This window comes from Paenibacillus whitsoniae, from assembly GCF_003955665.1.
GTDB lineage: Bacteria > Bacillota > Bacilli > Paenibacillales > NBRC-103111 > Paenibacillus_E > Paenibacillus_E whitsoniae.
On sequence record NZ_RXHU01000013.1, the window covers coordinates 49,744 to 75,930 of the forward strand.

Consider the following 26,187-nt stretch of genomic DNA (forward strand, 5'->3'; position numbering starts at 1 on the left):
ATCCCCTAATCTGTTGGAGATAGACAGGTTTTTTGGGGGTGTTTTTTTTGATCCGGCATGCACGCAAGCGAATCGTGTGTATGACAATGATGGCCTTATTGTTAGTCGGATGCAGTACACAGCCCAGCTCAGAGCCTCCGCCTCAAAGACTGGAGAGCGACGCGGGGAATCAAGCCCAGCAAGAATCGGTTACTGAGCAGGCTGAAGATGTGCAGAATCCGCGAGAACTGCAGCTTGTCATGCTGTTCAAGGGGCTGATCCTTATGGATAGGCTCGAGGGACTTCAATTGACGGCCAAGCAGTCCGAAACGATGCTCCCGATCATTCGCAACTGCGCGAAAGAAGGGAAGCTGGACGAGAGCGAGCGCAAGGCACTCTTTTTTATGCTGACGAAGGAGCAGCAAGCTTTTGTTAACGCCTACTTCGACAACATGAAGGAACAAGTCAACGAGTCGAGGCACGACAGAGCGAAGTCGGTTTCCAAAGAAGAGCGTGAAAGGATTGTAAACGCTTTCGTAAAGAAGAGGAGGGCGGAGCGTGAAGCGGAGGCAAACGCGGCAAGCGTCAATCAGACGCCCAGGCCGTCTTCAGATGGATCCGCCGGGGCAGGGCTGAGCGTCGAGCGGCAGCTTGAAAATTTGCTAGTAGTAAGGACAGGAATCGGCAAGTAGTGGAGAGGCGCACACGCGAAAGGGGAAGTTACAAGCATGAAGTGGATTCGCAGCAAATGGTTCATTGGCCTTATCGTGGTTTGTGTTTGCGCGGGAGGCACTTATTTGTATGTGACAAAAGGCAAGAAAACGAAAACGGCGGAAACGAAAGAAGTGACCGTCGAAGTTCGAAAAGGCAACATTCGCTCGTCTGTGTCCGGAACGGCCCAATTTGAGCCCAAAGACACCCAGACGATCACGGCGACGGAAAATGCCAACATTAAGGCGATTCACCTGACCCGCAACCAGGCGGTTAAAGCCGGCGATGTGTTGATTGAGCTTACAAGCACCCAGATTGAGAACGATTTGGAAGATGCCAAGTTGACGTATGAGCAGCTTCAGAAAGATTTGGACTCGCTCCAGCAGCAAAAAGGGCTTATGGGCGTGACTGCGCCGATTTCAGGCAAGCTGACGTATGCCAATATCGATCTTGGCTCCACGATTAATAAGTCTACCAAAATCGCGACAATCGGCGACGACAGCACGTTGACCGTAACACTGCCGTTTTACGTGGAGACGGCTTCGCAATTACATAAAGGCGATCCGGTCGATCTGACCGTAGATGGCTTCTTAATTACCAAAACCGGCACGATCCAAGCGATTGCCTCCAATCCGAAAACGGACGGAAAAGGCGGCAAAGTCGTCGATGTCGATATTACTGTGAAAAACGACAACTCGCTGGATGCCGGTCAGAATGTGCAAGGATCGGTCGTGATTGGCGGTCAAAGCGTGGATTCCACGGCGAAAGCGGCGCTGCAGTATGCGAAGGTGTCGACTGTGCTAGCGGGTACAACGGGCAACATCTCGACCCTGCCGTTCAAGACAGGCAATACGGTGAAGCAGGGCGACATGCTCGCGACCATTGTCAACGACACCCTTGACGACGATATCCTTACGAAGCAAAAAGCGCTGGAGCGCCAGCAGCTGGCAGTTCAAGCGGCGCAGGATAAAGTGGATGCGCTGAAAATTACAGCGCCGTTTGACGGCGTGTTCTCGACGGATTTTGTAAATAAGCGGAACGATATTCTCAGCGCCTTCCGCGTTGGCAGCAAAGTGACGAGCGGCACGCAATTCGGTGCGGTTGCAAGCTTTGCGAAAATGCAGCTGCCTGTGCAAGTCGACGAGCTCGATCTGCCGAATATCAAGGTCGGGATGAAAGCGGAAATCAAGGTGGATTCGTTCCCTGGACGCGTATTCCCGGCGGAAGTGACACAGGTGTCCTCCGTGGGTACGACAACGAATGGCGTGACGTTCTATGATGTCGTACTAGCGACTGAGAACAAAGACAATGTGCTCAAAATCGGGATGACCGCAACCGGCGAAATCCTGGTTCAGGATAAGAAGGATGTGCTTTACATTCCGCCGGAAGCCCTGCAACTGCAGCGAGGGAAGCGTGTCGTGTCTGTGAAGAAAGAAGATGGCACCGTGGAAACGGAGCATGAAGTGAAGATCGGCATTCGTTCCGCCACGCAAATTGAAATCACGGAGGGCTTGCAAGCCGGAGACAAGGTTGTCGTGCCGCAGGCTGTGAGAAGACAGCAGAACCTGAGTCAAGACGAGATCAACCGACTGAGACAGCAGTTCCAGCAAAACGGCGGGGGCGCAGGCGGCTTTGGCGGAGCCGGCGGCGGCAACTTCCAAGGCGGAGCTGGTGGAGCTGGTGGAGCGGGTGGAGCTGGTGGAGGCGGTAACGCGGTCCGAATTAACGGCGGCGGAGGCGGAGGCGGTGGAAGATAGCCAGGCCGGGAGAGGAGTTATCGCGAGATGAATATCATTGAACTGAAAGATATTACGAAAACATACAGGCGCGGAGAAGAGGACCTCCCGATTTTGCGCGGCATCTCGCTTTCGGTGGAAGAAGGGGATTTTGTCGCTATCATCGGTCCTTCCGGTTCGGGCAAATCCACACTGATGAATACGATCGGTCTGCTGGACGTCCCATCCTCGGGCAGCTACACGTTGGACGGTGTCATCACGGAGAAAATGAACGATAACGAGCTGGCGACGCTGCGTAACCAGAAGATCGGCTTTATTTTTCAGCAGTTTAATCTGCTGCCTCGCTTAACGGCGATGGAGAATGTGGAGCTGCCGATGATTTATGCAGGTATTCCCAAAAAAGAACGCAGAGAGCGCGCACAGGCGATGCTGACGATGCTCGGCATGGGGCAGCGCGGCCATCACAAGCCGAGCGAGCTGTCCGGCGGCCAGCAGCAGCGTGTCGCGATCGCCCGTGCGCTGGCGATTTCGCCTTCGCTTATTCTCGCCGACGAGCCGACAGGGGCACTCGATTCCCGCACCGGCGAAGAAGTTTTGGAGCTTATCCTGCAGTTGAATGCGCAAGGGAACACCATCGTGCTCATCACGCACGATCATCATATTGCGGACAATGCGAAGCGAGTCGTCGCTTTGAGAGACGGCGTCATCATCGATGACTACCGCAACAGCGAGAAGCGCCGCCAGGGGCAAGAGGTGAGCGTATGAGGCTGAGCGAACTGATCGGCATGTCCATGCGGACCATTATTTCCAGTCCGCTGCGGACTTTTTTAACGATGCTCGGCGTGATTATCGGGGTGAGCTCGGTCGTGACGCTTGTGTCGATCGGCCGGGGAACGTCGGAGCAAATCGCCAAGCAGTACGAGAATATGGGGACGAACCTCCTCGTGGTCACAGCAACAGGAACCGGGCGAGCTACCCAGCTCAGCTACGACGATCTGATGAATTTTGAGAACTTTCCCGAATTCAAATCGATCGCGCCGACCATGAGCAAGAACGGTTCCAACATTAAATATGACCGCAAACAAGAGAAGTACAACGTACTCGGCACGAATGACCGTTATTTTGACATCATTAAAGCGAAGATCGATAAAGGCCGCAACTTGTCGCCGACTGATCTGGAGTTTCGCTCAAATGTGGCGGTGCTCGGCAGCGAGGTCGTGAAGACGTTTTTCGGGCAACTTGATCCGGTCGGCGAAACGATTAACATTGACGGCGTCGTCTTTACCGTGATCGGAACTCTGAAAGAGAAGGGCTCCAACATCGGCGGCGCCTCCGTCGACAGCTCGGTCATCGTGCCGCTCGAGTCCGCCCGGAGGCAGTTTAAGCTGGGCCAAATTCGGACGACTTACGTCGAAGCGCCGACGAAAGACGATATTTATGCGGCGCAAGAAACAATGAAGCAGTACTTGACGTATAAATTCAAAAGCGATTCCGGCTTTGTCCTGACGAACCAGGACGAGTTGCTCAAGGCACGGACGGAAGCAACCAATACCCTTACGAATCAGTTAGTGGCGGTTGCCTTGATTTCCTTGCTGGTCGGGGGCATCGGAATTATGAACATTATGCTCGTCACTGTCAGTGAAAGAACCCGGGAAATTGGGATTCGCAAATCGATCGGGGCCAAGCGACGCAATATTTTGCTTCAATTCCTTGTCGAAGCCGTTGTGATCAGCGGAATGGGGGGATTGGTCGGACTTGTTCTGGGAATCGGGTTCGCCTATTTCCTTCCCTACTTCAGCCCGAAACAGACCACAAGCATCTCGGTCGATGTCAGCTTGTATTCGTTCCTGTTCTCTGTGCTGGTCGGCGTCATCTTCGGCCTGTATCCGGCGAACAAAGCATCCAAGCTGCGTCCGATCGATGCGCTGCGTTCCGATTGATGCCACAGCTCGGCAACCATTCATCTATGAGACTGCGAGGAAAGCAGCGGTACTTCCTTTCGTCGCAGTCTCCAAGGAGGACTTTTCGTGAATCAACCACGTACGATGAAACGCTTGCTCAGCCGTTCCGCTTTGCTGATGACGGCTGCAAGCTTCCTGACCTTGCCTCTTGCCACGAGCGCATTTGCCGGCAAAGAAGGCGTCTTTCTCAGCGATTCCGTTTACTTTACGCTGGACCGGGTTCTGCTTTCGACCGGGGCGGACGACAGTTCGCTGCGCTTCACGCTCGATCTGACCAACAATAGTCCCTATACGGTCGATTTCAATAACTACGGGGTTAAAGTCGTTGACGCAAACGGCTATTCGTATACCGCACGGTTAAGTGAAAAGGTGAACGCGCGCGTAAAAGCCGGCGATATCGGCGCTTTCAAGTTCGCGTCGGAGCTTCCGGCAAGCGTGTCCGCCTCCGATTTGAAAGTCGATATTTTCCGCTGGAACGATCGTTCCACCGCTGACATCGGTGTTTTGTCGGTTGAAGCGGCGATGGCGGAGGCCGGGCAATCGGCTCAGCAGCAAGCGGTTATTAATTTAAAAGACATTGATTCCACGCTGGCGGAAGACAGCTATGTGACCGCACAGCTTGGTCGAAGCTACAAAGTGTTTAAAGACAATGCCTGGATGGTCTACACCGAGGTCGTTCTGGAAAACTTAGGAACCTCCAATGTGAAGCTCCCGGATGGTCTGGAAACCAATCTGATGGACAACAAAGGGTTAACGTATACGGCGACCTTCTCTTCCGGCGGCGTGCCGTCGCTGCTGCCGCAGCAGCCAATAAAGGCGATGCTGGCCGCAGCCGTTCCCGCTTCGCTGGATACCGGCAAGCTGAATCTGTTGTTCTCGCCGAAAGGCAAGGTCAAGTCGACGGTGCTGGGCTCGCTGAATGTGTCCAAGACGTTCGGTGTTGCCGGTATCGGCGACAAGACGGCGTATCCGCCTGCTGACGCAAATCAGGATGTGTCAGGCCTGGTCCTTAGCACGACGTGGGCCGCAGCCAGCAAGCAGCCGGACGGGCTGCACGTGCAGGCGAACGTGACGCTCACGAATACGAGCGACGGCATCTTGACGCTGCCGTCGCTGTCCGGGCAGTTTCAAGCGGTGCGCAGCAGCGTGATCGTTTCTTCGAGCGACAACGCCTCGCGCTCCACGTATTTGTCCCCGAACGAGTCGACGACGTACCGATTCTCCGGTATTTTGCCGGCGAGCCTGGGCGCGGATGCGCTCCAGCTCGTCGTGCTGGAGAAGCAGGCCGCCGCGGCTGCTGGGGGCCAGCAGGGCGCGGGACAAGCGAACGCCGCGCAAACCGCGCTGCCGGTCGCGGTCACGTCGCTCGCCGGTGCTGGCAGCGGTGGAGAAGTGACGTCTTACGCGTCCGCGCAGGATTATACGATCGGCACGGTGATGCCGATCTCATCGAATACGGCGATGGATTCCAACGTCGATCTATCGCTGGTTGAGATGGGCATGAGTGAAAGCGCCGATTTTGGCTATAAAACGATCGTTGCGAAGTACAAGCTGACGAACAAAGGCACGTCGTCCGTGACACTGCCGGACTTCCAATCGGAGTTGACGAATGCGGACGGCTACACCTATACAGGTGTTCGTCAGACGACGACTACGAAAACGATCGCACCGAATACGAGCTACGTGCTGAGCTACTCGTACATGGTGCCGGGCGAAGAGAAAGCGGAGAAGCTGGCGCTCCAGCTGTACGACCCGAACCGCATGTCCATGGGGGCGTACAAAACGGCGGTACAGCCGATCGCCGAAACCGGCCCAATGTCGATCTATCCGTTTAGCGTCGATCTCAAGGATTTCTCCGTCAGCGCGACGTACAACAAGGATTCTTCCTATGCATACCGGATGCGAGTAGACCTCAATGTGACGCGTCAAGCTCAGGTGATTACGGATGCCAACTTCTCGTCACTATCGTTTGAGGTTGTCGACACGGAGGATCGCTTGCTTAGTTCGAAGGTGATGACGTTTACCGGTCAGGGCAAAATCTTGTCCGGCATCCAGTTCATCGAGTTCGGCAACATCCGCAACGATCAATTGAACTCGGATGTTCGCATTAAGATTTATGAAGTTGTCACTACGCCGAACGGCGACGCGAAGCGTCTGCTGCGGACGTTGGAGCCATAGTCAAAAACGATGTGAAACGAGACAAAAACAGCCCGAAGGGTCAACTGACCTTTCGGGCTGTTTGTTTATTAGTTATTTTGGATGGCCGCGTAACCTTCGTCGATGAGATCGAGTCGGCCGGTTTCCGGATCGATAATGAGGCCGTGAACGGGTAAGTTTTTCGGAAGCAGAGGATGATTGCGAATGATGTTAACGCTTTTCTCAATGCCGTCGCGCACATGATTGAAGCCGGTCAGCCATTGGTCCAGGTCGATGCCCGCATGGCCCAGCGTTGCGATGACGTCGTCCGAGATGCCGCGGCTTTTTACTTTTTCCAGCACGTTCGCGGAATTGAGGCCCGTCATCCCGCAATCGTAATGGCCAATTACGAACACTTCATCCGCTTCAAGCGCATAGACCGCTACGATGATGCTCCGCATGAGGGAGCCGAAAGGGTGAGAAACGATCGCTCCGGCGTTTTTAATAATTTTCGCATCGCCATTGTGCAGGTTCATGGCTTTCGGAAGCAGTTCGGTCAGCCGCGTGTCCATGCAAGTGACGACGACCATCCGCTTGTCCGGGAATTTGGTTGTCAGAAACTCCTGATACTGCTTCGTTTCTACGAAATCCTTGTTGTAATCCATGATTTGATTAATTAAAGACATCCGATTTCCCTCCACCATTGTGATAGTATCGCTGCTGGTTATGGTCTGTGTGCAGCAGCCCGTCGATCGACCAGGCTCATAGTTGCATTATAAATTTGGTTATTACTCTTTAGTATATAAGATTTTGTTGCTTCGTTAAAGTCGAGTTTCATGTGCTCCTCGAAAAAGATTTCGTCCTTCGCCTTGTAGTACACCGGTACGAAGTTGGTTGCAGCGCTTAAATCGCCGGCCGCCGTTTCGGACACAAGCCACAGCGTCGGAACGCCGTTGACGGAGCAGCCGCAGCCCTCGGTATCGAAGACAAGCCTCAGGAACGTGCCCGGCTCTTTCAGCGAAGGGGTCAGCCTGGCGACTGCAGATTCGGTAAACGTGATGTTCATCGTAGTCATCTCCTTTTCGCGATTGGAATATGTTTAGCCTTGTAGAAGCATTCTTACTATTTTAGCATACCCGGAAGGGATTTGCTTCTGTTTCATTCGCGAAGTATGATAAAACAAGAAACTTTTGGGAGGGATCGAGCTATGTCAGGACAAGACGCAGCAGCGAAATTGCAGGCATTTAAAGCCTATATTCGGAAAATGAAGCAGTATGAAGAGGCGATTGCCTTGATCTATTGGGATATGCGCACAGGCGCGCCGAAGAAGGGGATCGAAACCCGCTCCGAGGTTGTGGGCGAGCTGTCCACAGAAGTGTTTCGAATGTCGACATCCGAGGAAATGGGCGGGTATCTGGACTTTTTCATGCAGGAGGAAGAGCTTGCGAAGCTCGATGACATTACCCGTAAAATGGTGCTCGAATGCAAGAAGGAGTACGATCGCAGCAAAAAAATCCCGGCCGAGAAATATCAGGCCTATGTGGTGCTGACCTCGCAGGCGGAGTCTGCGTGGGAAGACGCCAAGCATCAATCGGACTGGGCGTCGTTCCAGCCGTATTTGGAGAAAATCGTCGCGACCACGCAGGAATTCATCGAGCTGTGGGGCTACGAGGGGCACAAGTACAACACCTTGCTCGATATGTACGAGCCGGGGATGACCGTCGAGAAGCTCGACGAAGTGTTCGGCGCGCTGCGGGAAAAAGCCGTACCGCTGCTCCAGCGCATTCAGGCGGCGCCACAGCCGAAGCGTGAGTTCCTCGATCAGCAGTTCGACATCGCGAAGCAGAAGCAATTCTCGCTTTCGATCCTGAAGCAGATGCAATATGACTTTGAAGCCGGTCGTCTGGATGAAACGGTGCATCCGTTTGCGACGGCGCTGAACCCTGGCGACGTGCGGATCACGACGCGCTACTTGCCGAACGACATTACGTCGGCGCTGTTCGGTACGATTCACGAGGGCGGACATGCGTTATACGAGCAGAACATTTCCAAAGACCTCGTCGGCACGAACTTGTGCACGGGCACGTCGATGGGCATTCACGAGTCGCAGTCCCGGTTCTGGGAAAATGTGATCGGCCGCAGCAAAGCGTTTTGGGAGCGCTACTACGGCGAGCTGCAAAGCACATTCAGCGGGCAGATCGACGACATCGACGTCGACACGTTCTACAAGGCGATCAATCACATTGAGCCTTCCTTGATTCGGATTGAAGCGGACGAATTGACGTACAACTTACATATTATGATTCGCTACGAGCTGGAAAAAGGGCTGTTCGCCGGCACGTTGTCCGTCGCGGATTTGCCGCAGGCGTGGAATGCCAAATATGAAGAGTATTTGGGCGTGACGCCGGGGAATGCCGGAGAGGGCGTGCTCCAGGATGTGCACTGGTCCGGCGGTGCGTTCGGTTATTTCCCATCGTACGCGCTGGGGAACATGTACGCGGCGCAGTTTACGCATACGCTTCGCAAGGAGATGCCGGATTTTGAAGCGTATATCGCCCAGGGCAATCTGGCGCCGATCAAAGATTGGCTGACGGACAAAATCTACCAATACGGCAAATCGCAGACGCCGAACGAAATCGTGCAGCGGGTGACCGGCGAGGAACTCAACCCGGATTACTTGGTCGCTTATTTGGAAGAGAAGTATAAAGCGGTGTACGGAATTTAGCAGATTTGGATGATAGGATCGGCGGCAGTATTCTGTACCCGTGTGGAATGCGAAAAACCTTCTCGAGCTTTGGCTCGGGGAGGTTTTTTTGCTGTGCGCTCGCTGAGATCGGAAGGTCATCTTGGCAGATGACCCCGATGTCCGCGATGTCCGCAGATTTGCTTACAACCGCTTGTCTGGCGACCGACTTCCTGCAAAAACTACAGGTAATTTGCTCGAAACGGGGCAAATCGTTTGAAATCATGTAAAACATACAGTAAAATTCGGTCGCTGTGGCCATTTTCTGCGAGAATCGGTATGCAGGTTCTAGCAAGAGAGAGCCTTCGGTTCACCCAAGTTTTAATCGACCGAATGTTTATCGGTGGCAGCAAGAAACTTTGAGGTTCATGCAACTTTCCAAGGAACCATTAACCCCTTTATGGGCTCCTGCATAGAATACTGTACAACGATGAACGGAGGGACGTCCAATGAGAATCACGAAAAAGTGGTCACTTACGCTGACCGTCGTCCTGCTGCTTAGTCTATTGGCGACAGCGTGCGGGGGCAAAAAGGAAGAAGCAACGAAGGTGCGCATCGGCGAGGTAACCCGCTCTTTATTTTATGCGCCGGAATATGTGGCCTTGTCGCAGGGTTTTTTTAAAGAGGAAGGACTGGATGTCGAACTCACGACGACGCCGGGTGGAGACAAAACGATGACGGCACTCCTGTCGAACACGATTGACGTCGCACTGGTCGGGTCGGAAACCTCGATCTACGTATCACAGCAAGGTTCGGACGATCCAGTAATTAACTTTGCACAGCTTACGCAAACCGATGGTACGTTCCTCGTGGCACGGAAGAAACCCAACAATTTTGATTGGAATTCACTCAAAGGGTCCGTATTCCTAGGTCAACGCAAAGGCGGCATGCCGCAAATGGCAGGGGAATTCACGCTGAAGAAGCATGGCATCGATCCGCAGAAGGACCTGCAGCTCATTCAAAACATCGACTTCGCCAATATCGTAACGGCGTACGCCTCGGGCACCGGGGAATATGTCCAATTGTTCGAGCCGCAGGCATCAATCGTTGAGCAAGAGGGCAAGGGCTATGTAGTCGCCTCCTTTGGCGTCGAGAGCGGTCATCTGCCGTACACCGTCTTTATGGCGAAGCAAAGCTTCATGAAGGCGAATCCCGGCACAATTCAAAAATTTGCAAATGCCATTCAAAAGGCGCAGCTCTGGGTTGCCGCGAAAAGCGTAGATGAGATTACGGAAGCGGTGAAGCCTTATTTTCAAGATATTGATGTCGCTATTATCAAGAACGTCGTCAAACGTTACAAAGACCAAGGCTCGTTCGCAACCGACGGCATTGTCGATGAGGCGGAATGGAATAACTTGCTGGATGTCATGACCAAGGCCGGAGAGCTGAAAGAGAAAGTCGCTTGGAGCAAGCTTGTTGACAACTCTTACGCCGAGAAGGCGAAAGCGAACGTGAAGTAACAAAATCTGACGAAGCAGGGTCGTCGACAAGGAGGTAGGGACCATGACATCCGCTGTAAAAGTAACAGGAGTCACGCATGTGTATGTAACGGAAGAACGGGCGACGCTCGCCGTGCAGGACATTGATTTTTCGATCGGGCAGGGGGAATTCGTCTCGCTGATCGGTCCCAGCGGCTGCGGCAAGACGACCCTCTTGTCCATGATCGCGGGACTGATCTTGCCGACGGCTGGCGGCGTCGAAGTCGGTGGAGAGCCCGTCCGCGGGCCCTCTTCCAAGGTCGGCTATATGCTCCAGCAGGACTATCTGTTTCCGTGGCGCACAATTGAAGCCAACAGCTGGTTCGGGCTTGAAATCGAGGGCAGGCTGACCCCCGAAACGAAACAAAGCACGTTGGAGCTGCTGGACGAAATGGGGCTGCTGCGCTTCAAGGACTATTACCCGACACAGCTGTCCGGCGGCATGCGCCAACGGGTAGCGCTCGTTCGGACACTGGCGACGGACCCGGAGCTGCTGCTGCTCGACGAGCCGTTCTCCGCGCTCGATTATCAGACCAAGCTGCAGCTTGAAGACCTCGTGCTGCGAACATTGCGCGCGAAGAAGAAAACGGCGCTGCTCGTCACGCACGACATGTCGGAGGCGATTGCGATGAGCGACCGCATTCTCGTGCTCGACCCGAACCCAGGCAGGTTGCGACGGGTGTTCGACGTGCCGGCCGACATTCGCAGCGCCTCGCCGCTGCTGGCCAGGGAGCTGCCGAGCTTCCACGGACTTTTCCGCGAGGTGTGGCAGGAATTTGGAGGTGAGAGCGATGCCGACCGATAAAGACAAACTTATGGAGGAAGCGCATGGGGCGCATCTGAAGGCGCTGAAAAAGCAAACCGTCTGGGTGCGGGTCGTGCAGGCCGCGATCCTCCTGGTGTTCCTGCTGCTCTGGGAGGCGGCTGCCCGTCTGAAATGGATTGACGTGCTGCTGTTCAGCTACCCGACGAAAATCCTCCGTCTGCTCTGGGATAAGCTCCTCGACGGCACCTTGCTGCCCCATGTCGGCGTGACGATCGAGGAGACGTTGATCGGTTTCGTGCTGGGCACCTTGTTCGGCACCCTGCTGGCGGTGCTCATCTGGTGGTCGCCGTTTCTTTCGCGTGTGCTCGATCCCTATATCGTCGTGCTGAACAGTATGCCGAAGGTCGCGCTCGGCCCGCTATTTATCGTCGGACTGGGGCCCGGCCTCCTGTCCATTATTGCGACGACGCTGTCGATCACCGTCATCATCACGACGCTGGTCGTATATGGAAGCTTCAAGGAAGTCGACCCGAACTACGTCAAAGTCGTCAAGCTGTTCGGCGGTTCGAAGCGGCAGGTGTTCCGCCAGGCGATACTTCCGGCGTCTTTTCCGGCGATTGTTTCCACACTGAAGGTCAACGTCGGTCTCGCCTGGATCGGCGTAATCGTCGGGGAATTTCTTGTGGCGAAGGAAGGTCTGGGCTATTTGATTATCTACGGCTTCCAGGTGTTTAATTTTACATTGGTCATTTCTACATTGTTTGTGATCGCGGTTGTCGCGACCGTCATGTACCAACTGGTGGCAAAGCTGGAGAAGCGGCTGACCCGGCACCGATAACGAGCCCTTGTCAAGCAAGGAACTTAATGGAATAATGAAGCCCATAGAGAGAACCTGCAAGGAGGGGGAGACTATGGGCTTTCGTGTGTGGAAAACGGCTGTCGCCGTCGTCATTGCGATGTATCTGGCTCATCTGTTCGGCGTACATTCGCCGGCCGCTGCGGCGCTGCTTGCTATTTTAGGCGTCGAAGTGACGAAAAAGAAAGGCATTCGCAGTGCGCTGCACCGCATCGCGGCTTCGATTCTCGCTTTGTTGATCGGTTCGGGCTTGTTGATGCTGTTCGGGTTTCAAATCTGGGTCGTCGGTGTGTTCGTGCTGCTTGTTTTCCCGCTGCTGCATCGCCTTCGGATCAGTGAAGGGACTGTGACCGGCGCGGTGGTGATGCTGCATCTGTACGCTTATGAGGACGCAGGTCTTCATGCGGTGCTGAATGAACTGTATTTGCTCGTGATAGGGCTTGGAACGGCTACGCTGATCAACATTGCGTACATGCCCAAAACCGATTCCCAGCTGACCGCCTATCGCCAGGAGGTAGAGCGGCTGTTTTCCGCGATTTTCTTGCATATTGCGAATCATCTGCGCGACAATACGATTGTCTGGGACGGCAAGGAGCTGCTGGAAGCGGGAGAAGCGATTGAGCGCGGCGCGGATTTGGCGAAGCGGACGATGGAGAATACGCTGCTTTTCGGGGGCGATCCATACTGGCGGGTGTATTTCTACATGCGGACGGAACAGCTGGAATCGATTACGCGTATGATGGATCTTGTGGCTCAGGTGTACCAGACTTTGCCGCAGGGCGAGCTGGTTGCCGCGATCTTCGAAGATATTAGCCAAACTGTCAAGGAAGACTACTATACAGGCAAGGCCGAGAAAGAATTGCAAGAGCTGGACAACCGTTACAAAGCGATGCCGCTGCCCGGAAGCCGCGAGGAATTCGAGGTGCGGGCCGCGATTTTACAGCTCAATCGGGAGCTCATGCAATTTTTGGCCATTGCGAAAAAGCAAAAAAAGCATCGCCCGGCGGCGGGTTGACTCTGACAGAAATCCCTAGGTTTAAGGCTCAAAAATAATATAAAATAATTGTCACTCTAGACTGGTGTCCTGCATACAATTGTAAGGAATGATTGTATGGAGGAGGTTGAAAGGATGTCATTAGATAAAGATTTGCAGTGCAGAGAGATCATTACAAAAGCTGTCTGCGGTAAAGGGCGCAAATTTTCGCATGTAAGTCATACCGTGACTCCGCCTTATTCTCCAACCAGTATCTTGGGCGCTTGGATTATCAATAATCAATTCGAGGCGGTCCATTCTGGCGAGGGCGTAGAGGTAGTTGGTACTTACGATATCAACATCTGGTATTCTTACGATCGCAACACGAAAACAGACGTAGCCAAAGAAACCGTTTCTTATGTAGAAGTCGTCGGATTAAGCTATTTGGACAAAAAACATAAGCCGACGACGGCGGAAGTATCCGCTGTCGCAACGCAAGAGCCCAACTGTGTGGAAGCAAGCATCTCTTCGAGCGGCGACAGCGTGATCATTCGAGTGGAACGGGAATTTCAAGTGGAGCTTGTGGCCGAAACGAAAGTGTGCGTAGTCGTTTGTGAGAACGGCTGCAACGATTTCGACGACAAGCACGTGGACTTCGACGACAGCGGAGATTTCGAGGATCTGGACGCTGAGCTGCTCGAAGACGAATTGGATTAAGGGAGCGGCAATTCTCCTAAGGAACTTTATACGCTAGTGTATGCTGGCCTATCGGGTTCGGCAGAGGGCATTTGCCCTCTTTTTTGTTGTATACGGGAAAATAGGCGAATAACCGGCTTCAGCGCTCATCCTGGCAAGCGAAGGAGTAGTGGAGACATGGAAACATTCTTTTTACACGGAGGCGAAAAAGATGCATTGGCGCTGGCCGGCTTGCTTCACATCCCCAGCGGCAGCAAATTGCCGGAGGGTTGGCAGGGGCACCGCCTGATCCATTGGGGCGCCGCGCATGACGAATGCCCCCGGCAGCCTGCGCTGCAGCCGCTAAGGGCTGCGATTCGGGCGCAAAACCGCCGCAAGCGGGAAGAGCTGCTGGAGCTTCACGGCATCAAAACGATGGCGTCCTATGCGCGCCGGGAGCGGGAGCGAGCACCACAGCGGCTGTTCAAGACGAAGTATAAAGTCGCGGTTTTTCATCTCCAGACCCTCGTTGTCTATGAGAAAAAGGAGACGCTGTTGCTGGCCGAGCGTTCCTTGCAAGATCAGCGGCAGGCGGGTCAAAAGGCGGCGTACGTCGAAGTGCCCCCTGCGCAGACCAATTATCACGTTCGCCGGGCGTGTCGGGAGTCGGTCAAGGCGATCTACGCCCTGGGAATCGACTATGGGCTAGTCAGCATCGGCATCACGGTCGACGGGCATACGCTTGTGCTTGATGTGGAGCCGGCGCCGCGGCTGAATGACAAGCTGCTGGCGGTGTTTGCGCAAGCGATCAATGCCTACGACCGTGCATATGCAGAGGAGCTGCAGCGTGCGGAGCGTGTCGTGCTCGGCTGCGATCCCGAATTTCTGCTGCGCAGCCCGGAAGGCAAGGTCGTCTTCGCCGACCGCTTTTTGACGCGGGACGGCGCTGTCGGCAGCGATGCGATCGTGCTGAGCGGGCATCGCTTGATTCTGCCGCTGGCGGAGCTGCGCCCGCAGCCGACGCCTGATCCGCTGCAGCTCGTCAGGCACGTGCAGGCGACGATGGGGCTGGCCGCGCGCAAAATTACGGACTCGCGGCTCGCCTGGCTCTCTGGCGGTATGCCCGTGAAGGGCTATCCGCTCGGCGGGCACCTGCATTTCAGCCGCTGCTGGCTGAATGCGCATTTGCTGCGCGCGCTCGATAATTACGTGGCGCTGCCGCTCATTTTGCTCGAGAGCGAGTCGACGCGGGGGCGGAGACCGCGGTACGGATTCCTCGGCGATTATCGCCGGAAATCACACGGCGGCTTCGAATACCGCACCCTGCCCAGTTGGCTGGCTTCGCCTCTGATTACCGGCGGCGTTTTTGCGCTCGCCTCGCTGGTGGTGAACAACTACAGCCGGCTCGGGTATCAGCCACTGCAAGAGAAGGGTATCCAGGCGGCATACTACCGCGGGGACAAGTCGATGGTGCATGGCGTCGTTGCGAAGCTATGGCAGGAGCTGCGCAGACTGCAGGGTTACGAGGTGCATGCGGGTCTATTGGAGCGTTTTTACGAGCGCATCATGTCGATGGAGCCGTGGGATGAAAGTGCGGACATTCGCGAAGCATGGAAAATTGCGACCCCCTCGCCGAAAGAAGCCAAGGAAGAAAGAATCGTGCTATAATAGATGAACGATAGTGTTATATTGAGAAGCTGCCCGACGTTCTGTCGCTGCGCGGCTTGGCCTGTACGAATGGCCGGCCGGCAGAGGGCTGCTTTTCTACATGTCTTTGAAAAGAATTTGGTAGTTTCATAGCATAAGAGGCAATAGAGTTTAGGTAGAGGTTGGGGGAAACAAGGTGGCTGCATACACGCCGATGATTCAGCAGTACCTCGCCGTCAAGGCGCAGGTGCCGGATGCATTTTTGTTTTTTCGTTTAGGCGATTTTTATGAGATGTTCTTTGAGGATGCCATCAACGCGTCACGAGAGCTTGAGATTACGCTAACCGGCCGAGAAGGCGGCGTTGACGAGAAAATTCCGATGTGCGGCGTCCCGCATCACTCGGCCGAAACGTACATGGCCCGTCTGGTGGAAAAAGGGTACAAAGTTGCGATCTGCGAGCAAACAGAAGATCCGGCGCAGGCCAAAGGCGTCGTGAAGCGGGAGATCGTGCGGATCGTGACGCCGGGTACCGTGATGGACAGCAAGCTGCTGGGCGAAGCCAGCAATAACTATATCGTTTCGCTCGCAGGGGACGTGCAGGGGTATGCTTTTACGGCTTGCGATATTTCGACAGGCGAATTGTATGCCACGCAATTACAGGGCTCCTGGGAGCTTGTGCTGGACGAAATGAACGTCTACAACCCATCGGAAATTGTGACGGACAGCGGGCTGATCGCGAAAATCCGCGATTCCGGCGCAGCCTGGGGACGCAATCTCGTGCTGACCGAGTGGACGCGCGCAGATGAAGGATTGCTGGAGGAGCATTTTGCGGAGGATAGCGCGCGGCAGGAGCTTACGCCTCTGAGCCGGCACGGTGTGGCCCTGCTGCTCGCTTATTTGAAAGAAACGCAAAAACGCGCATTGACGCATGTGAAGCATATCCGCATTTACGAACCTGCCCAATATATGACGATGGATCCGTTCACGCGCCGGAACCTGGAGTTGGTTGAGACGGTGCGGGAGCGGGCGAAAAAAGGATCTCTGCTCTGGCTGCTTGACAAAACCGTGACGGCGATGGGCGCGAGGATGCTGCGCCGTTGGATTGAGAAGCCGCTCATGAGCGTGGCCCGGATCGAAGAGCGGCTGGAAGCGGTCAATCTGCTGTACAACCAGCTGATCGTTCGGGAGGACGTCAAAAGCGCCCTCAAGGAAGTGTACGACTTGGAGCGTCTTGTTGCGCGCATTTCGTACGGCAATGCGAACGCCCGCGATATGGTGGCGCTGAAGCATTCGCTCATGCAGGTGCCGACGCTCCAGCAAGTGTGCGCGGCGTCCGGCTCGGAGACTTTGCGCAAACTCGTGGCGGATATGGACGACTGCGCCGACGTGATGGCGTGGATCGCCAGCGCCATTGTGGACGAGCCTCCGGTTTCGATCCGCGACGGCGGCATGATTCGGGAGGGCTACCAGCCATACCTCGATCAGCTGCGCGAAGCAAGCACGAACGGCAAGCAATGGATCGCCGAGCTCGAGCGCAAGGAGCGCGAGGCGACTGGCATCAAGTCGCTGAAGATCGGCTACAACAAAGTGTTCGGCTACTTCATTGAAGTGACGAAAGCGAACATGTCGGCGTTGCAGGAAGACCGCTACGAGCGCAAGCAGACGCTGGCGAATGCCGAGCGGTATGTGACGCCGGAGCTGAAAGAGAAGGAATCGCTCATTCTGGAAGCGCAGGATAAAATGGTTGATCTGGAATATGAGCTGTTTACGGAGCTGCGCGACCGGATTTCCCAGCATATTTCCAGATTGCAAAAGCTGGCGGAAGTCATCGCCACCGCCGATGTGTACCAATCGCTGGCCGCGGTTTCGGCGGCACAGCATTTCAAACGGCCCGAGATCGGCGAAGGCTTCGATCTCGAGATTAAGGAAGGCCGCCATCCGGTGGTGGAGGCGGTCATCCAGGACGGCTCGTTCATCGCGAACGATACGAGCCTTGTCCAAGAGGAGGGCCGCATTCTGCTCATTACCGGGCCGAACATGGCCGGTAAGAGTACGTATATGCGGCAAGTGGCCGTGATCTGCCTGATGGCGCAGATTGGCTGCTTTGTGCCTGCGGCCTCCGCGCGCATCCCGGTCACCGACCGGATCTTCACGCGGATCGGCGCCGCCGACGATCTCATCGGCGGGCAGAGCACGTTCATGGTCGAGATGATGGACATCCAGGTCATGACCGAGAAGGCGACGCGGCAAAGCCTCGTCATCATCGATGAACTGGGCCGCGGCACCTCGACCGGAGAGGGCATGGCGATTGCGCAGGCCGTCATCGAGTTTCTGCACGACCGCATCGGCTGCAAGACGCTCGTCTCGACGCACTTCCATGAGCTGGCGCATCTCGAGGAGAGCCTCGCGAACTTGCGCAATCACTGCATGGCCGTCAAAGAAAGCGGCCGTCAGGTGACGTTTCTGCGCAAGCTGATTCCGGGCGCGGCGAGCACAAGCTACGGCATCTACTGCGCTGAAATCGCAGGGCTTCCGCAGGACATCATCCAGCGCTCCTATGTGCTGCTGCAGGGCTTTGAAGAGCGGGCCGCCGCAGCCGCACAGAGCGCAGCGGGCGTCGAGCCCGGCGCAGCGCATTCAGCCGGGGCGGTGAAGGAGCGGCCGAGTGCGGCTTATGACGCCGGGTTTGCAGCCGGTCTGGCTGCGGCATCTTCGGCGGGACTTGCGGCAGAACCGGTGACCGCGGCTAGCTCCGAGCCGGAATCGCTCGCGGCTGTCACGGCTGCTCAGGAGTCTGCGTCAACCGCAGCGGCTGCCTCGGGATCCGCTGCGCCAAGCGCGGGCGGCATTCAGCAGCTATCGCTTTTTGATGACGAAGACGCGCCGCCGGTGCAGAAGAAAAAGCTCGATCCGAAATCGCAGCAGGTGCTCGATCAACTCAAAGACGTTGACCTCATTAACATGACGCCGCTCCAGGCGCTCAATCTCGTTTATGAATTGAAACAGAAGCTGCACTAGGAAGCGTGTGTACCGCCGCAGAGCATCCAGCTGCGGAACAGAGAATGAGTCCGATCGGGGAAGCAAAACCCGCAAAAAAGCAGGGGCTTTGCTCATCCCCGCGATGGATTGAATAAAATCCCTGTGTTTGGGGCTGCTGCTTAGGCAGGGTCTTAAAGGGGTCGTGGTGGTCAAACTTTTGGGGGATTGCTGCTTAATGGACAACAGACCGGTAAGGTGAAGCTGTAACGGCTGCCACAGCGCCTATTGTCCCAAAAAGCAGGCAATATGGATTTTAACGGTCGCCACAGTCCCGAGAGCTGGGAGCATCAAGCCTGCAAAAAAGCAGGAATCTTCCTCATTTCCGGTCAGATTCGATGAAATGCCTGTAAAAAAGCAGGAATCTCAATGAAATTCCCTTTTTGGGAGTGAGCTCGGCGTAAAAAACTGCCTTTTTGCAGGAATTTGGTGAAAATCGTCTTGATTTTCAAGGAAAGCCTGCCTTTTTGCAGGAATTTCCATCTGTTCTTCGATTTTCTCCAACTTAATTGGCTGCGAATAGGCTTGAGTGGGCTAGATGGCTTTGATGAGCTGGAGGTTTTCCAGTTTATCGGTGGGAAAGTGTCTTATAGAAGCAAATGAGAAATTCCAGTTCAGATGAAAGAAAAACGTTGCAGCTCGACATCTATCACATGGAAGCAGGAGGAACGTGCATGAAAAAGAAAGCAATCAAAGCATTAAAGGTCTCCCTGGCATTCGGCGCTTTACTGGCGGCTTTGCCGGTGAATGCAATGGCGGCAGAAGACTTGGCGACGCAGCAGGTGCGTGAAATTATCGGCAAGCTGCATGTAAGCGGCGTGACGATGGAAGATTTGGCAGGCAAGAGCATCGACCAGATGATCAAAGGGCTTAATGATCCATACACGGTATTTTTCTCCGGGGATCAATACGGTCAATTTACAAACAGCTTGGAAAACAACTATGTCGGTATGGGAGCGCGCATCGGTCTCGATGACCAAGGCGTTTATATTGATGAAGTTTTCCCGGGCTCTGCAGCGGAAGCGGCAGGACTCCAACGGGATGATTACGTGCGAGCCATTGATGGTGTACCGGCCTCCACAACGTCGATCGACGAAGTAAGGAACAAAGTGATCGGCGAAGCCGGCACGAAAGTGAAGCTGACGGTGCTTCGCGGTGACAAAGAATTGACCTTTGAAATCACCCGCAAAGGCATTAACGCACCGGAAGTAACGAGCGCCAGCCTGGCAGGCGGCGTGGGGTATATGGCGATTTCGGATTTTTCGAGCGATGCCGATGAGGATTTTGATACACAGCTCAAAGCGCTGCAAGCCAAAGGGTTGAAGTCGCTTATTATCGATGTGCGGAACAATCCGGGCGGCCTGGTTGACACTGCCCAGAACATTGCGAAGCATTTTGTCAAAGAAGGCGTCCTGATACATACGCGCGACCGCTTTGGCAACGACGATCCGGTTCCGATTACCGGCGGCAGCGAGTTGTCGATTCCGGTTTATATTTTAGCGAATGAGAACAGTGCATCGGCTTCCGAGGTACTGTCGGGGGCTTTGCAGGACTACAACAAGGCGAAAGTGATCGGCGTGCAGACGTTCGGCAAGGGCAGTGTGCAGCAGCTTTTTGAACTGGATAATAACAATGCGCTCAAAGTGACCATCGAGGAATATTTGACGCCGAACATGCGCAAGGTGAACAAAGTTGGCATTACACCGGATGTTAAAGTTGAGGGCAGTGCCGCACAGCTCATTACAGCTTTGCAAAAATCCGGCATAAACGACATCACAGTCGGCCTTACGAAGCATCGCGTGACATTCAACGGCGCTGAACTGAGCGGCGGAACGTTTGGCAACTTCCGCGAGAAGGATCACCTTTTTGCAAATACGAGGGGACTTGCGGCGCTTGTGGGTGCAGGCATTACGTGGAACGATGTGAAACGGACGGTCGATTTGACGGACGGCAAGAACACGTTCTCGATTCCGGTAGCGGACGACCAACTCGTGATTGAAGCCGGCAACAGCTATGTGAACGTGGATCTATTCAAAAGCTACTTCCCGGGACTGCAGGTAACCGAACAAGGAGACCAAGTAACACTCCACGCTGTAAAGGGGTAGTTCAAAAAATCATCTTTTGATCAACTTTCTGAACACTGCATGTAAAGGGGAATTAACCCATGGGTAAAATTCAGCTCCTGAGCGAGCACATCGCAAACCAGATTGCCGCCGGCGAGGTGGTCGAACGCCCTTCTTCCGTAGTGAAGGAATTGGTGGAAAATGCAGTTGATGCCGGAAGCACGCGCATCGACGTGACCATTGAAGAGGGCGGGCTTACCCTCATTCGGGTGGCGGACAACGGCTCCGGTATGGAGACGGAGGACTGTGAGCTGGCGTTCCAACGCCATGCGACAAGCAAGATTGCAACGAGCAAGGACTTGTTCTCGATTCGGACGCTGGGCTTCCGCGGCGAGGCTTTGCCGAGTATCGCGTCGGTGTCGCGGCTGGAGTGCGTGACGAGCGCGACGAGCGACGGCTTGGGCCGTAAAATCGTGATCGAAGGCGGCACAGTCCGCCATTTTGAGGAAACCGCCGCTTCGCGGGGAACCGAAGTCACGGTGCGCGACTTGTTCTACAACACCCCGGCGCGGCTCAAATATATGAAAACGATCCAGACCGAGTTGGGTCACATCTCGGATTATATGTACCGCTTGGCGCTGGCCCATCCGTCGATCGGCTTCTCGCTCAAGCACAACGGCAATTCGCTGCTGCAGACGCTCGGCAACGGGGATCTGCTGCAGGTCATCGCCGGCATTTACGGGACGGCGATCGCCAAGCAAATGCTTCCTCTCCAAGTGGAAAGCTTGGATTATACGATTACGGGCTTCGTGGCGAAGCCCGAAATGACCCGCGCGAACCGAGGCGGCATATCGACCATTGTCAATGGCCGATACGTGCGCAATTTCGCGCTGAATCAGGCACTGCTGCAGGGGTACCACACCCTGCTGCCGATTAACCGGTTCCCGGTGGCGGCGCTGCACATCGGGATGGACCCGTCCTTGGTGGATGTCAACGTGCATCCATCCAAGCTGGAAGTCCGCTTCTCGAAGGAAGCGGAGCTGACAGCTTTAATCGAAGCCGAGGTGAAACGGCTGTTCGGCCGCCAGGTGCTGATTCCGCAAGCGGTGAAATCAGCGCCGAAGGGCGCCTTCGTGCAGGAGCAGCTCGATCTGAGCCGCACGCTCGAGCCATTACAGCCGCAGCTTGGCGCTTCGCTGGCTGTAGATGCCGGTGCGCCGGACGATGCGCCGTCGCAAGCAGCCCCGTGGCCGGCTGATGCCCCGCCGCCGGCACCGCCCGCGGACGCACGGACGTCCGCGACCGGCAACCCCGCGCCGTCGCAGATCAAGGAGCAGCTCGCGCCTTACCGCGAGCCGCAAGCCCCGGCGGCGTCATCCTGGCGCGCGGACGCTGCCTCCGCGCGCGCCGAAGCTGCGCCCGCTCGCAGCGACGTGTCGCCGGCGAGCGGCATGACCGCGCCGATTCCCGCCCGCACGGCGGGGAATCGGACCGACAGCGGCCGCGAAGCGCTTCGCCCGGCCGAAAGTTTCCGCGCCCAGCCGGCGGCGCCGGCGCGTCCCGCTTCGCTGAGCCAGCAGCGGCAGGCTCATGAGAACTTCCTCGGCGCGCTGCCGGGCAGCGGCGACACCGAAGCGCCGACGCTCCCGGCCTTCCCGCAGTTGGAGCCGATCGGGCAAATGCACGGCACGTATCTAGTCGCGCAAAATGAGAGCGGCCTGTACCTGATCGATCAGCATGCTGCGCATGAGCGGATCAATTATGAATATTTTTATGAGCGTTTTGGCAATCCTGCTGAGGCCAGCCAGGAGCTGCTCGTGCCCATCACGCTCGAATTTACGGCTTCGGAGGCGGGGGTGCTCGCCGAAAAGCTGGGGCTTTTTGAGCAGGCGGGCGTTTATTTGGAGGCTTTCGGGGGCAGCACCTTTCTTGTTCGCGCCTATCCGCACTGGTTCCCGTCCGGCGAAGAGAAAGGCATTATTGAAGAAATGTGCGAATGGGTGCTGACCGAGCGCAAGGCACTGGATATTGCCAAGCTGCGGGAGAAAGCGGCGATTATGTGCTCCTGCAAGGCTTCGATCAAAGCGAATCAAGGACTCAGTATCCTGGAGATGGAAACGCTCATCGACCGCCTGGCGGGCTGCCGGAATCCGTATACGTGCCCGCACGGCCGTCCGATTGTCGTGAGCTTCACCACCTATGAGCTGGAAAAAATGTTTAAGCGAGTGATGTAACCCTGTGATCGTAACCACATCGTATGACCCGTCCCCGGAAACGGCGGACTATGCGCGCAGCCTCGCCGCCCGTTACGGCGGCAGGTTCGTGCCCCGGAAGAAGTATTCTTTGGAACATCTTGGGAGAAATTATAAAGATGAAGGCATTCTGCTTGTGACCCGGGAAGAGATCAGGTACTATGAAGAAGATGAACCGCCCGCATTTTTCCATCCGAGCATGTCGCTCGTCCGGATCAAGCGGATGCTGCGAGGCGAAGCCGACACGCTGATCGAGCTCTCCGGCGCTGCGCCGGGGGATCGTGTGCTGGACTGCACGGCGGGGCTGGCGTCCGACAGCATTGTTTTTGCTTTTGCCGTGGGGGATCAGGGCCGGGTGACGGCGCTCGAGAGCGAGGCCGTGCCTGCGATGCTGATTCAGGAAGGGCTCGTTCGCTACGAGTCCGACATTCCCGAGGTGAACGACGCGATGCGGCGGATCGACGTGAGACGGACGGATCATTTGTCCTACTTGCAGCAAGCTGCGTCCGGAAGTGTAGACATCATCTATTTCGATCCGATGTTTCGCAGGCCGATTCAGGAATCGGCGGCGATGTCGACCTTACGGAGCCGTGCGAATGATGCGGCTGTAAGCGTGGAGGCGATTGCGGAGGCGAAGCGCGTTGCACGCAAATGCATCGTGCTTAAGGAGCACCGGGACAGCCCGGAGTTTGCCAGACTCGGATTCGAGAATGTGCTGCGGTCCACCACGAAAACAACGTATGGAGTGATTCGACTGTGAAAGTACCACCGGCCAAGCCGAAATTACTCGTGCTGCTCGGTCCGACCGCGGTCGGCAAAACCAAGCTCAGCCTGGAGATCGCCCGGCGCTTCAATTGCGAGATTATATCAGGCGATTCGATGCAGGTGTATCGGGGCATGGATATTGGGACGGCGAAGGCCAGTCCCGAGGAGCAAGCGCTTGTGCCGCATCATTTGATTGATATTCATGATCCTGCCTATCCGTTCTCGGCTGCCGAGTTTCAGGAGCGCGTCAAACAGCTGATCGCAGAGATTCACGGGCGCGGCAAGCTGCCTTTTATCGTCGGCGGTACGGGACTTTATATTGAATCGGTATGCTACAATTTTCAGTTTACCGATGTAAGCATGGACGAGGCGTTCCGTCAGGAGCAGGAAGCGTACGCCGATCAACACGGCGAAGAAGCGCTGCATGCGAAGCTGCGGGAAGTCGATCCGGAAAGCGCGGAGAGGCTGCACGCCAACGACCGTAGGCGCGTCATTCGGGCCCTGGAAATTTTCCATGTCTCCGGAGAAACGATGACGTCGCACCTTGCCGCCCAGAAAAAAGAATCTCCTTACGAACTATGTATCATCGGCCTCACGATGGATCGCGCACTGCTGTATCAGCGGATCGAGGAGCGGATCGATGCCATGATGGCCGAAGGCCTTGTGGAGGAAGTGCAGTCCATCCTCACTGCCGGCTGCCCCAAGACGGCGATCTCGATGCAAGCACTCGGCTATAAAGAGATTGTTGCTTATCTGGAAGGCGAGCTTAGCCTGGACGGTGCTGTCACGCTGCTCAAGCGCGATACGCGCCGATTTGCGAAGCGCCAGCTCTCGTGGTTCCGTCATATGAAAGACATCCATTGGGTCGATGTGACGGATACGGCAAATTTTTCTGCGCATTTTACAAGGATTAGTGAAATACTAGCAGGAAAGTTTGGACATCCAATCGAATATAATTAGCAAATATCACCAATAGAAAATAGCGCCCTTCCGGCGAACGTTTCATTCCATTAAGGGGGACCTACTGATGAACAAAACCATTAACATTCAGGACAATTTTCTAAACCAACTGCGTAAAGAAAGCATACCCGTTACCGTATACTTGACTAATGGGTTTCAAATCAGAGGACTTATTCGTGCATTTGATAACTTCACGATCATTATCGACAGCGAGGGCCGGCAGCAAATGGTGTACAAGCACGCCATTTCGACGTTCACGCCGCAACGCGCCGTCTCTTTAATGGCAGCGACAGAAGCCTCCGAATAAGCGGACACCTTGGCATTTTGCAACTTTTTAGTGGCGTGAAGCGTCTAACCGAATAGAAACTTGTGTGGAGCAACCTTTGTATAAAGGTTGTTCTTTTATTGAGGTTGTACTTAGGAAGCTGATGGCGAGCGAGCAAGCTTGACCGGAAGAGGTTATTTTGAAGAAGTTGCAATACGTTCGAAGGATGCAGTAACCTTGAAGAGGAACGAGGAGACAGGGGAAACTTGACTTTTCCGCCTGCTAAGGCGGTTAGTTGGGTTAGATCAGAGTAAGGAGTCGGTGAACGTGGAGAAACCTACGAGAACAAATCAAACAAAGACACCGCCAAATAAAACGCAGGGCAAAGGAAAAAAATCGTCCAAGAAAAAATTCAGCTGGCGCAAGGTCATCATGGGCTCGATCATTGCGGCGATTGTCGCCGTCATTTGTGCCCTGGCCGTCTACATCGTGGTTATTATGAGCGGCTTCAAGATTCTGGATGCCAACCTCGACAAAATCGATACAGCTAACGAATCGACGCTCATTTATGCGATGGAGGAAGGCGGCAAGGAAAGCTCGGCCACTGAAATTTCCAAGATCTACAAAGGTGAGAACAGAGAAAGCGTGAGCATCAAGGATGTGCCGGAGCGGCTCAAGCAGGCGTTCATCGCGACGGAGGACCGACGGTTCAACGAGCATGCCGGTGTTGATTTCTGGGCAGTTGGACGCGCGCTTGTGAAAGACGTCGTGCATATGAGCGCCGTCGAGGGTGGTTCCACGATTACGCAGCAGCTCGCGAAGAACGTATTCCTGAGCTCGGAGAAGACAGCGTTTCGTAAAGGTACCGAGATGGCGATTGCGTTCGCGCTTGACGAACGGTATACGAAAGATGAGATTTTGGAAAAATATTTAAATCGCATCTTTTTCGGCAGCAACGCGTATGGCATTAAAACGGCAGCTAAGGTTTATTTTGGCAAGTCGAACCTAAATGATTTAAAATTATGGGAAATGGCGACGCTGGCGGCACTTCCTAAAGCTCCTTCGCGGTATTCCCCGCTGGCGCATCCGGATTTGTCGAAGGAGCGGCGAGCGGTTGTCCTGAGGCTGATGACTGATCAGGGCTATATTACAGAAGCGGAACGCGCGGAGGCAGCGGCTGTCGA

Annotated in this window: 21 protein-coding genes; 19 read left to right on the forward strand and 2 right to left on the reverse strand. The window is 55.1% G+C overall.

Annotation, left to right across the window (positions count from 1 at the left end; all coding sequences use genetic code 11):
* Positions 1 to 47: 47 nt before the first annotated feature.
* From EJQ19_RS03960 to EJQ19_RS03980, 5 genes are all read left to right on the forward strand, one after another.
* Positions 48 to 671 carry a hypothetical protein gene (locus EJQ19_RS03960; protein ID WP_126139898.1) on the forward strand — a complete coding sequence of 208 codons (624 nt, stop codon included), beginning with the start codon at positions 48 to 50 and terminating at the stop codon, positions 669 to 671.
* Positions 672 to 707: 36 nt separating this feature from the next.
* Positions 708 to 2,447 carry an efflux RND transporter periplasmic adaptor subunit gene (locus EJQ19_RS03965; RefSeq protein ID WP_126139899.1) on the forward strand — a complete coding sequence of 580 codons (1,740 nt, stop codon included), beginning with the start codon at positions 708 to 710 and terminating at the stop codon, positions 2,445 to 2,447.
* 27 nt (positions 2,448 to 2,474) lie between these two features.
* The gene (locus EJQ19_RS03970; protein ID WP_126139900.1) at positions 2,475 to 3,191 is read left to right on the forward strand and encodes an ABC transporter ATP-binding protein; all 717 of its coding nucleotides are present in this window, start codon (positions 2,475 to 2,477) and stop codon (positions 3,189 to 3,191) included.
* Entirely contained in the window at positions 3,188 to 4,366 is a 1,179-nt protein-coding gene (locus EJQ19_RS03975; protein ID WP_126139901.1) for an ABC transporter permease, read from the forward strand. Before EJQ19_RS03970 ends, EJQ19_RS03975 begins: the two co-directional genes overlap by 4 nt.
* 87 nt (positions 4,367 to 4,453) lie before the next feature.
* A complete protein-coding gene (locus EJQ19_RS03980) occupies positions 4,454 to 6,565 on the forward strand; it encodes a hypothetical protein (RefSeq protein WP_126139902.1) in 2,112 nt (703 codons plus the stop codon).
* A 68-nt stretch (positions 6,566 to 6,633) separates the two neighbouring features.
* Here EJQ19_RS03980 and EJQ19_RS03985 read toward each other — a convergent pair whose 3' ends face one another.
* Together EJQ19_RS03985 and EJQ19_RS03990 are read right to left on the reverse strand one after the other, a co-directional pair.
* The gene (locus tag EJQ19_RS03985; RefSeq protein ID WP_126139903.1) at positions 6,634 to 7,209 is read right to left on the reverse strand and encodes a beta-class carbonic anhydrase; all 576 of its coding nucleotides are present in this window, start codon (positions 7,207 to 7,209) and stop codon (positions 6,634 to 6,636) included.
* A gap of 38 nt (positions 7,210 to 7,247) precedes the next feature.
* Complete coding sequence (locus EJQ19_RS03990; protein ID WP_164716301.1) at positions 7,248 to 7,589, reverse strand: iron-sulfur cluster biosynthesis family protein; 342 nt, start codon at positions 7,587 to 7,589, stop codon at positions 7,248 to 7,250.
* 141 nt (positions 7,590 to 7,730) lie between these two features.
* Here EJQ19_RS03990 and EJQ19_RS03995 point away from each other — a divergent pair, with 141 nt between their 5' ends.
* From EJQ19_RS03995 to EJQ19_RS04060, 14 genes are all read left to right on the forward strand, one after another.
* Entirely contained in the window at positions 7,731 to 9,248 is a 1,518-nt protein-coding gene (locus tag EJQ19_RS03995; RefSeq protein ID WP_126139905.1) for a carboxypeptidase M32, read from the forward strand.
* 467 nt (positions 9,249 to 9,715) lie between these two features.
* Entirely contained in the window at positions 9,716 to 10,726 is a 1,011-nt protein-coding gene (locus tag EJQ19_RS04000; protein ID WP_126139906.1) for an ABC transporter substrate-binding protein, read from the forward strand.
* Between the two features lie 43 nt (positions 10,727 to 10,769).
* Positions 10,770 to 11,549 carry an ABC transporter ATP-binding protein gene (locus EJQ19_RS04005; RefSeq protein WP_126139907.1) on the forward strand — a complete coding sequence of 260 codons (780 nt, stop codon included), beginning with the start codon at positions 10,770 to 10,772 and terminating at the stop codon, positions 11,547 to 11,549.
* 10 nt (positions 11,550 to 11,559) lie between these two features.
* Positions 11,560 to 12,348, forward strand: coding sequence for an ABC transporter permease (locus EJQ19_RS04010; RefSeq protein WP_420901660.1), 789 nt, complete (start codon positions 11,560 to 11,562; stop codon positions 12,346 to 12,348).
* A gap of 73 nt (positions 12,349 to 12,421) precedes the next feature.
* Positions 12,422 to 13,381: an aromatic acid exporter family protein gene (locus EJQ19_RS04015; RefSeq protein ID WP_126139909.1), complete on the forward strand. Its 960-nt coding sequence runs from the start codon at positions 12,422 to 12,424 to the stop codon at positions 13,379 to 13,381.
* A 114-nt stretch (positions 13,382 to 13,495) separates the two neighbouring features.
* The gene (locus EJQ19_RS04020) at positions 13,496 to 14,056 is read left to right on the forward strand and encodes an outer spore coat protein CotE (RefSeq protein ID WP_126139910.1); all 561 of its coding nucleotides are present in this window, start codon (positions 13,496 to 13,498) and stop codon (positions 14,054 to 14,056) included.
* A gap of 156 nt (positions 14,057 to 14,212) precedes the next feature.
* On the forward strand, positions 14,213 to 15,682 hold the full coding sequence (locus tag EJQ19_RS04025; protein ID WP_126139911.1) for a putative amidoligase domain-containing protein: 1,470 nt from the start codon (positions 14,213 to 14,215) through the stop codon (positions 15,680 to 15,682).
* A gap of 175 nt (positions 15,683 to 15,857) precedes the next feature.
* Positions 15,858 to 18,680, forward strand: a complete 2,823-nt coding sequence (mutS, locus tag EJQ19_RS04030; protein ID WP_126139912.1) for a DNA mismatch repair protein MutS — start codon at positions 15,858 to 15,860, stop codon at positions 18,678 to 18,680.
* 692 nt (positions 18,681 to 19,372) lie between these two features.
* Positions 19,373 to 20,803 carry a S41 family peptidase gene (locus tag EJQ19_RS04035; protein ID WP_164716302.1) on the forward strand — a complete coding sequence of 477 codons (1,431 nt, stop codon included), beginning with the start codon at positions 19,373 to 19,375 and terminating at the stop codon, positions 20,801 to 20,803.
* Positions 20,804 to 20,862: 59 nt separating this feature from the next.
* Positions 20,863 to 22,995, forward strand: a complete 2,133-nt coding sequence (gene mutL, locus EJQ19_RS04040; protein WP_126139914.1) for a DNA mismatch repair endonuclease MutL — start codon at positions 20,863 to 20,865, stop codon at positions 22,993 to 22,995.
* A 4-nt stretch (positions 22,996 to 22,999) separates the two neighbouring features.
* Positions 23,000 to 23,773, forward strand: a complete 774-nt coding sequence (locus tag EJQ19_RS04045) for a class I SAM-dependent methyltransferase (protein WP_126139915.1) — start codon at positions 23,000 to 23,002, stop codon at positions 23,771 to 23,773.
* The gene (miaA, locus tag EJQ19_RS04050) at positions 23,770 to 24,738 is read left to right on the forward strand and encodes a tRNA (adenosine(37)-N6)-dimethylallyltransferase MiaA (protein ID WP_126139916.1); all 969 of its coding nucleotides are present in this window, start codon (positions 23,770 to 23,772) and stop codon (positions 24,736 to 24,738) included. Before EJQ19_RS04045 ends, miaA begins: the two co-directional genes overlap by 4 nt.
* 67 nt (positions 24,739 to 24,805) lie before the next feature.
* On the forward strand, positions 24,806 to 25,045 hold the full coding sequence (hfq, locus tag EJQ19_RS04055; protein WP_126139917.1) for an RNA chaperone Hfq: 240 nt from the start codon (positions 24,806 to 24,808) through the stop codon (positions 25,043 to 25,045).
* A 285-nt stretch (positions 25,046 to 25,330) separates the two neighbouring features.
* Positions 25,331 to 26,187 (forward strand): transglycosylase domain-containing protein (locus EJQ19_RS04060; protein WP_241242723.1); only part of this gene is annotated, 857 nt, incomplete at its 3' end.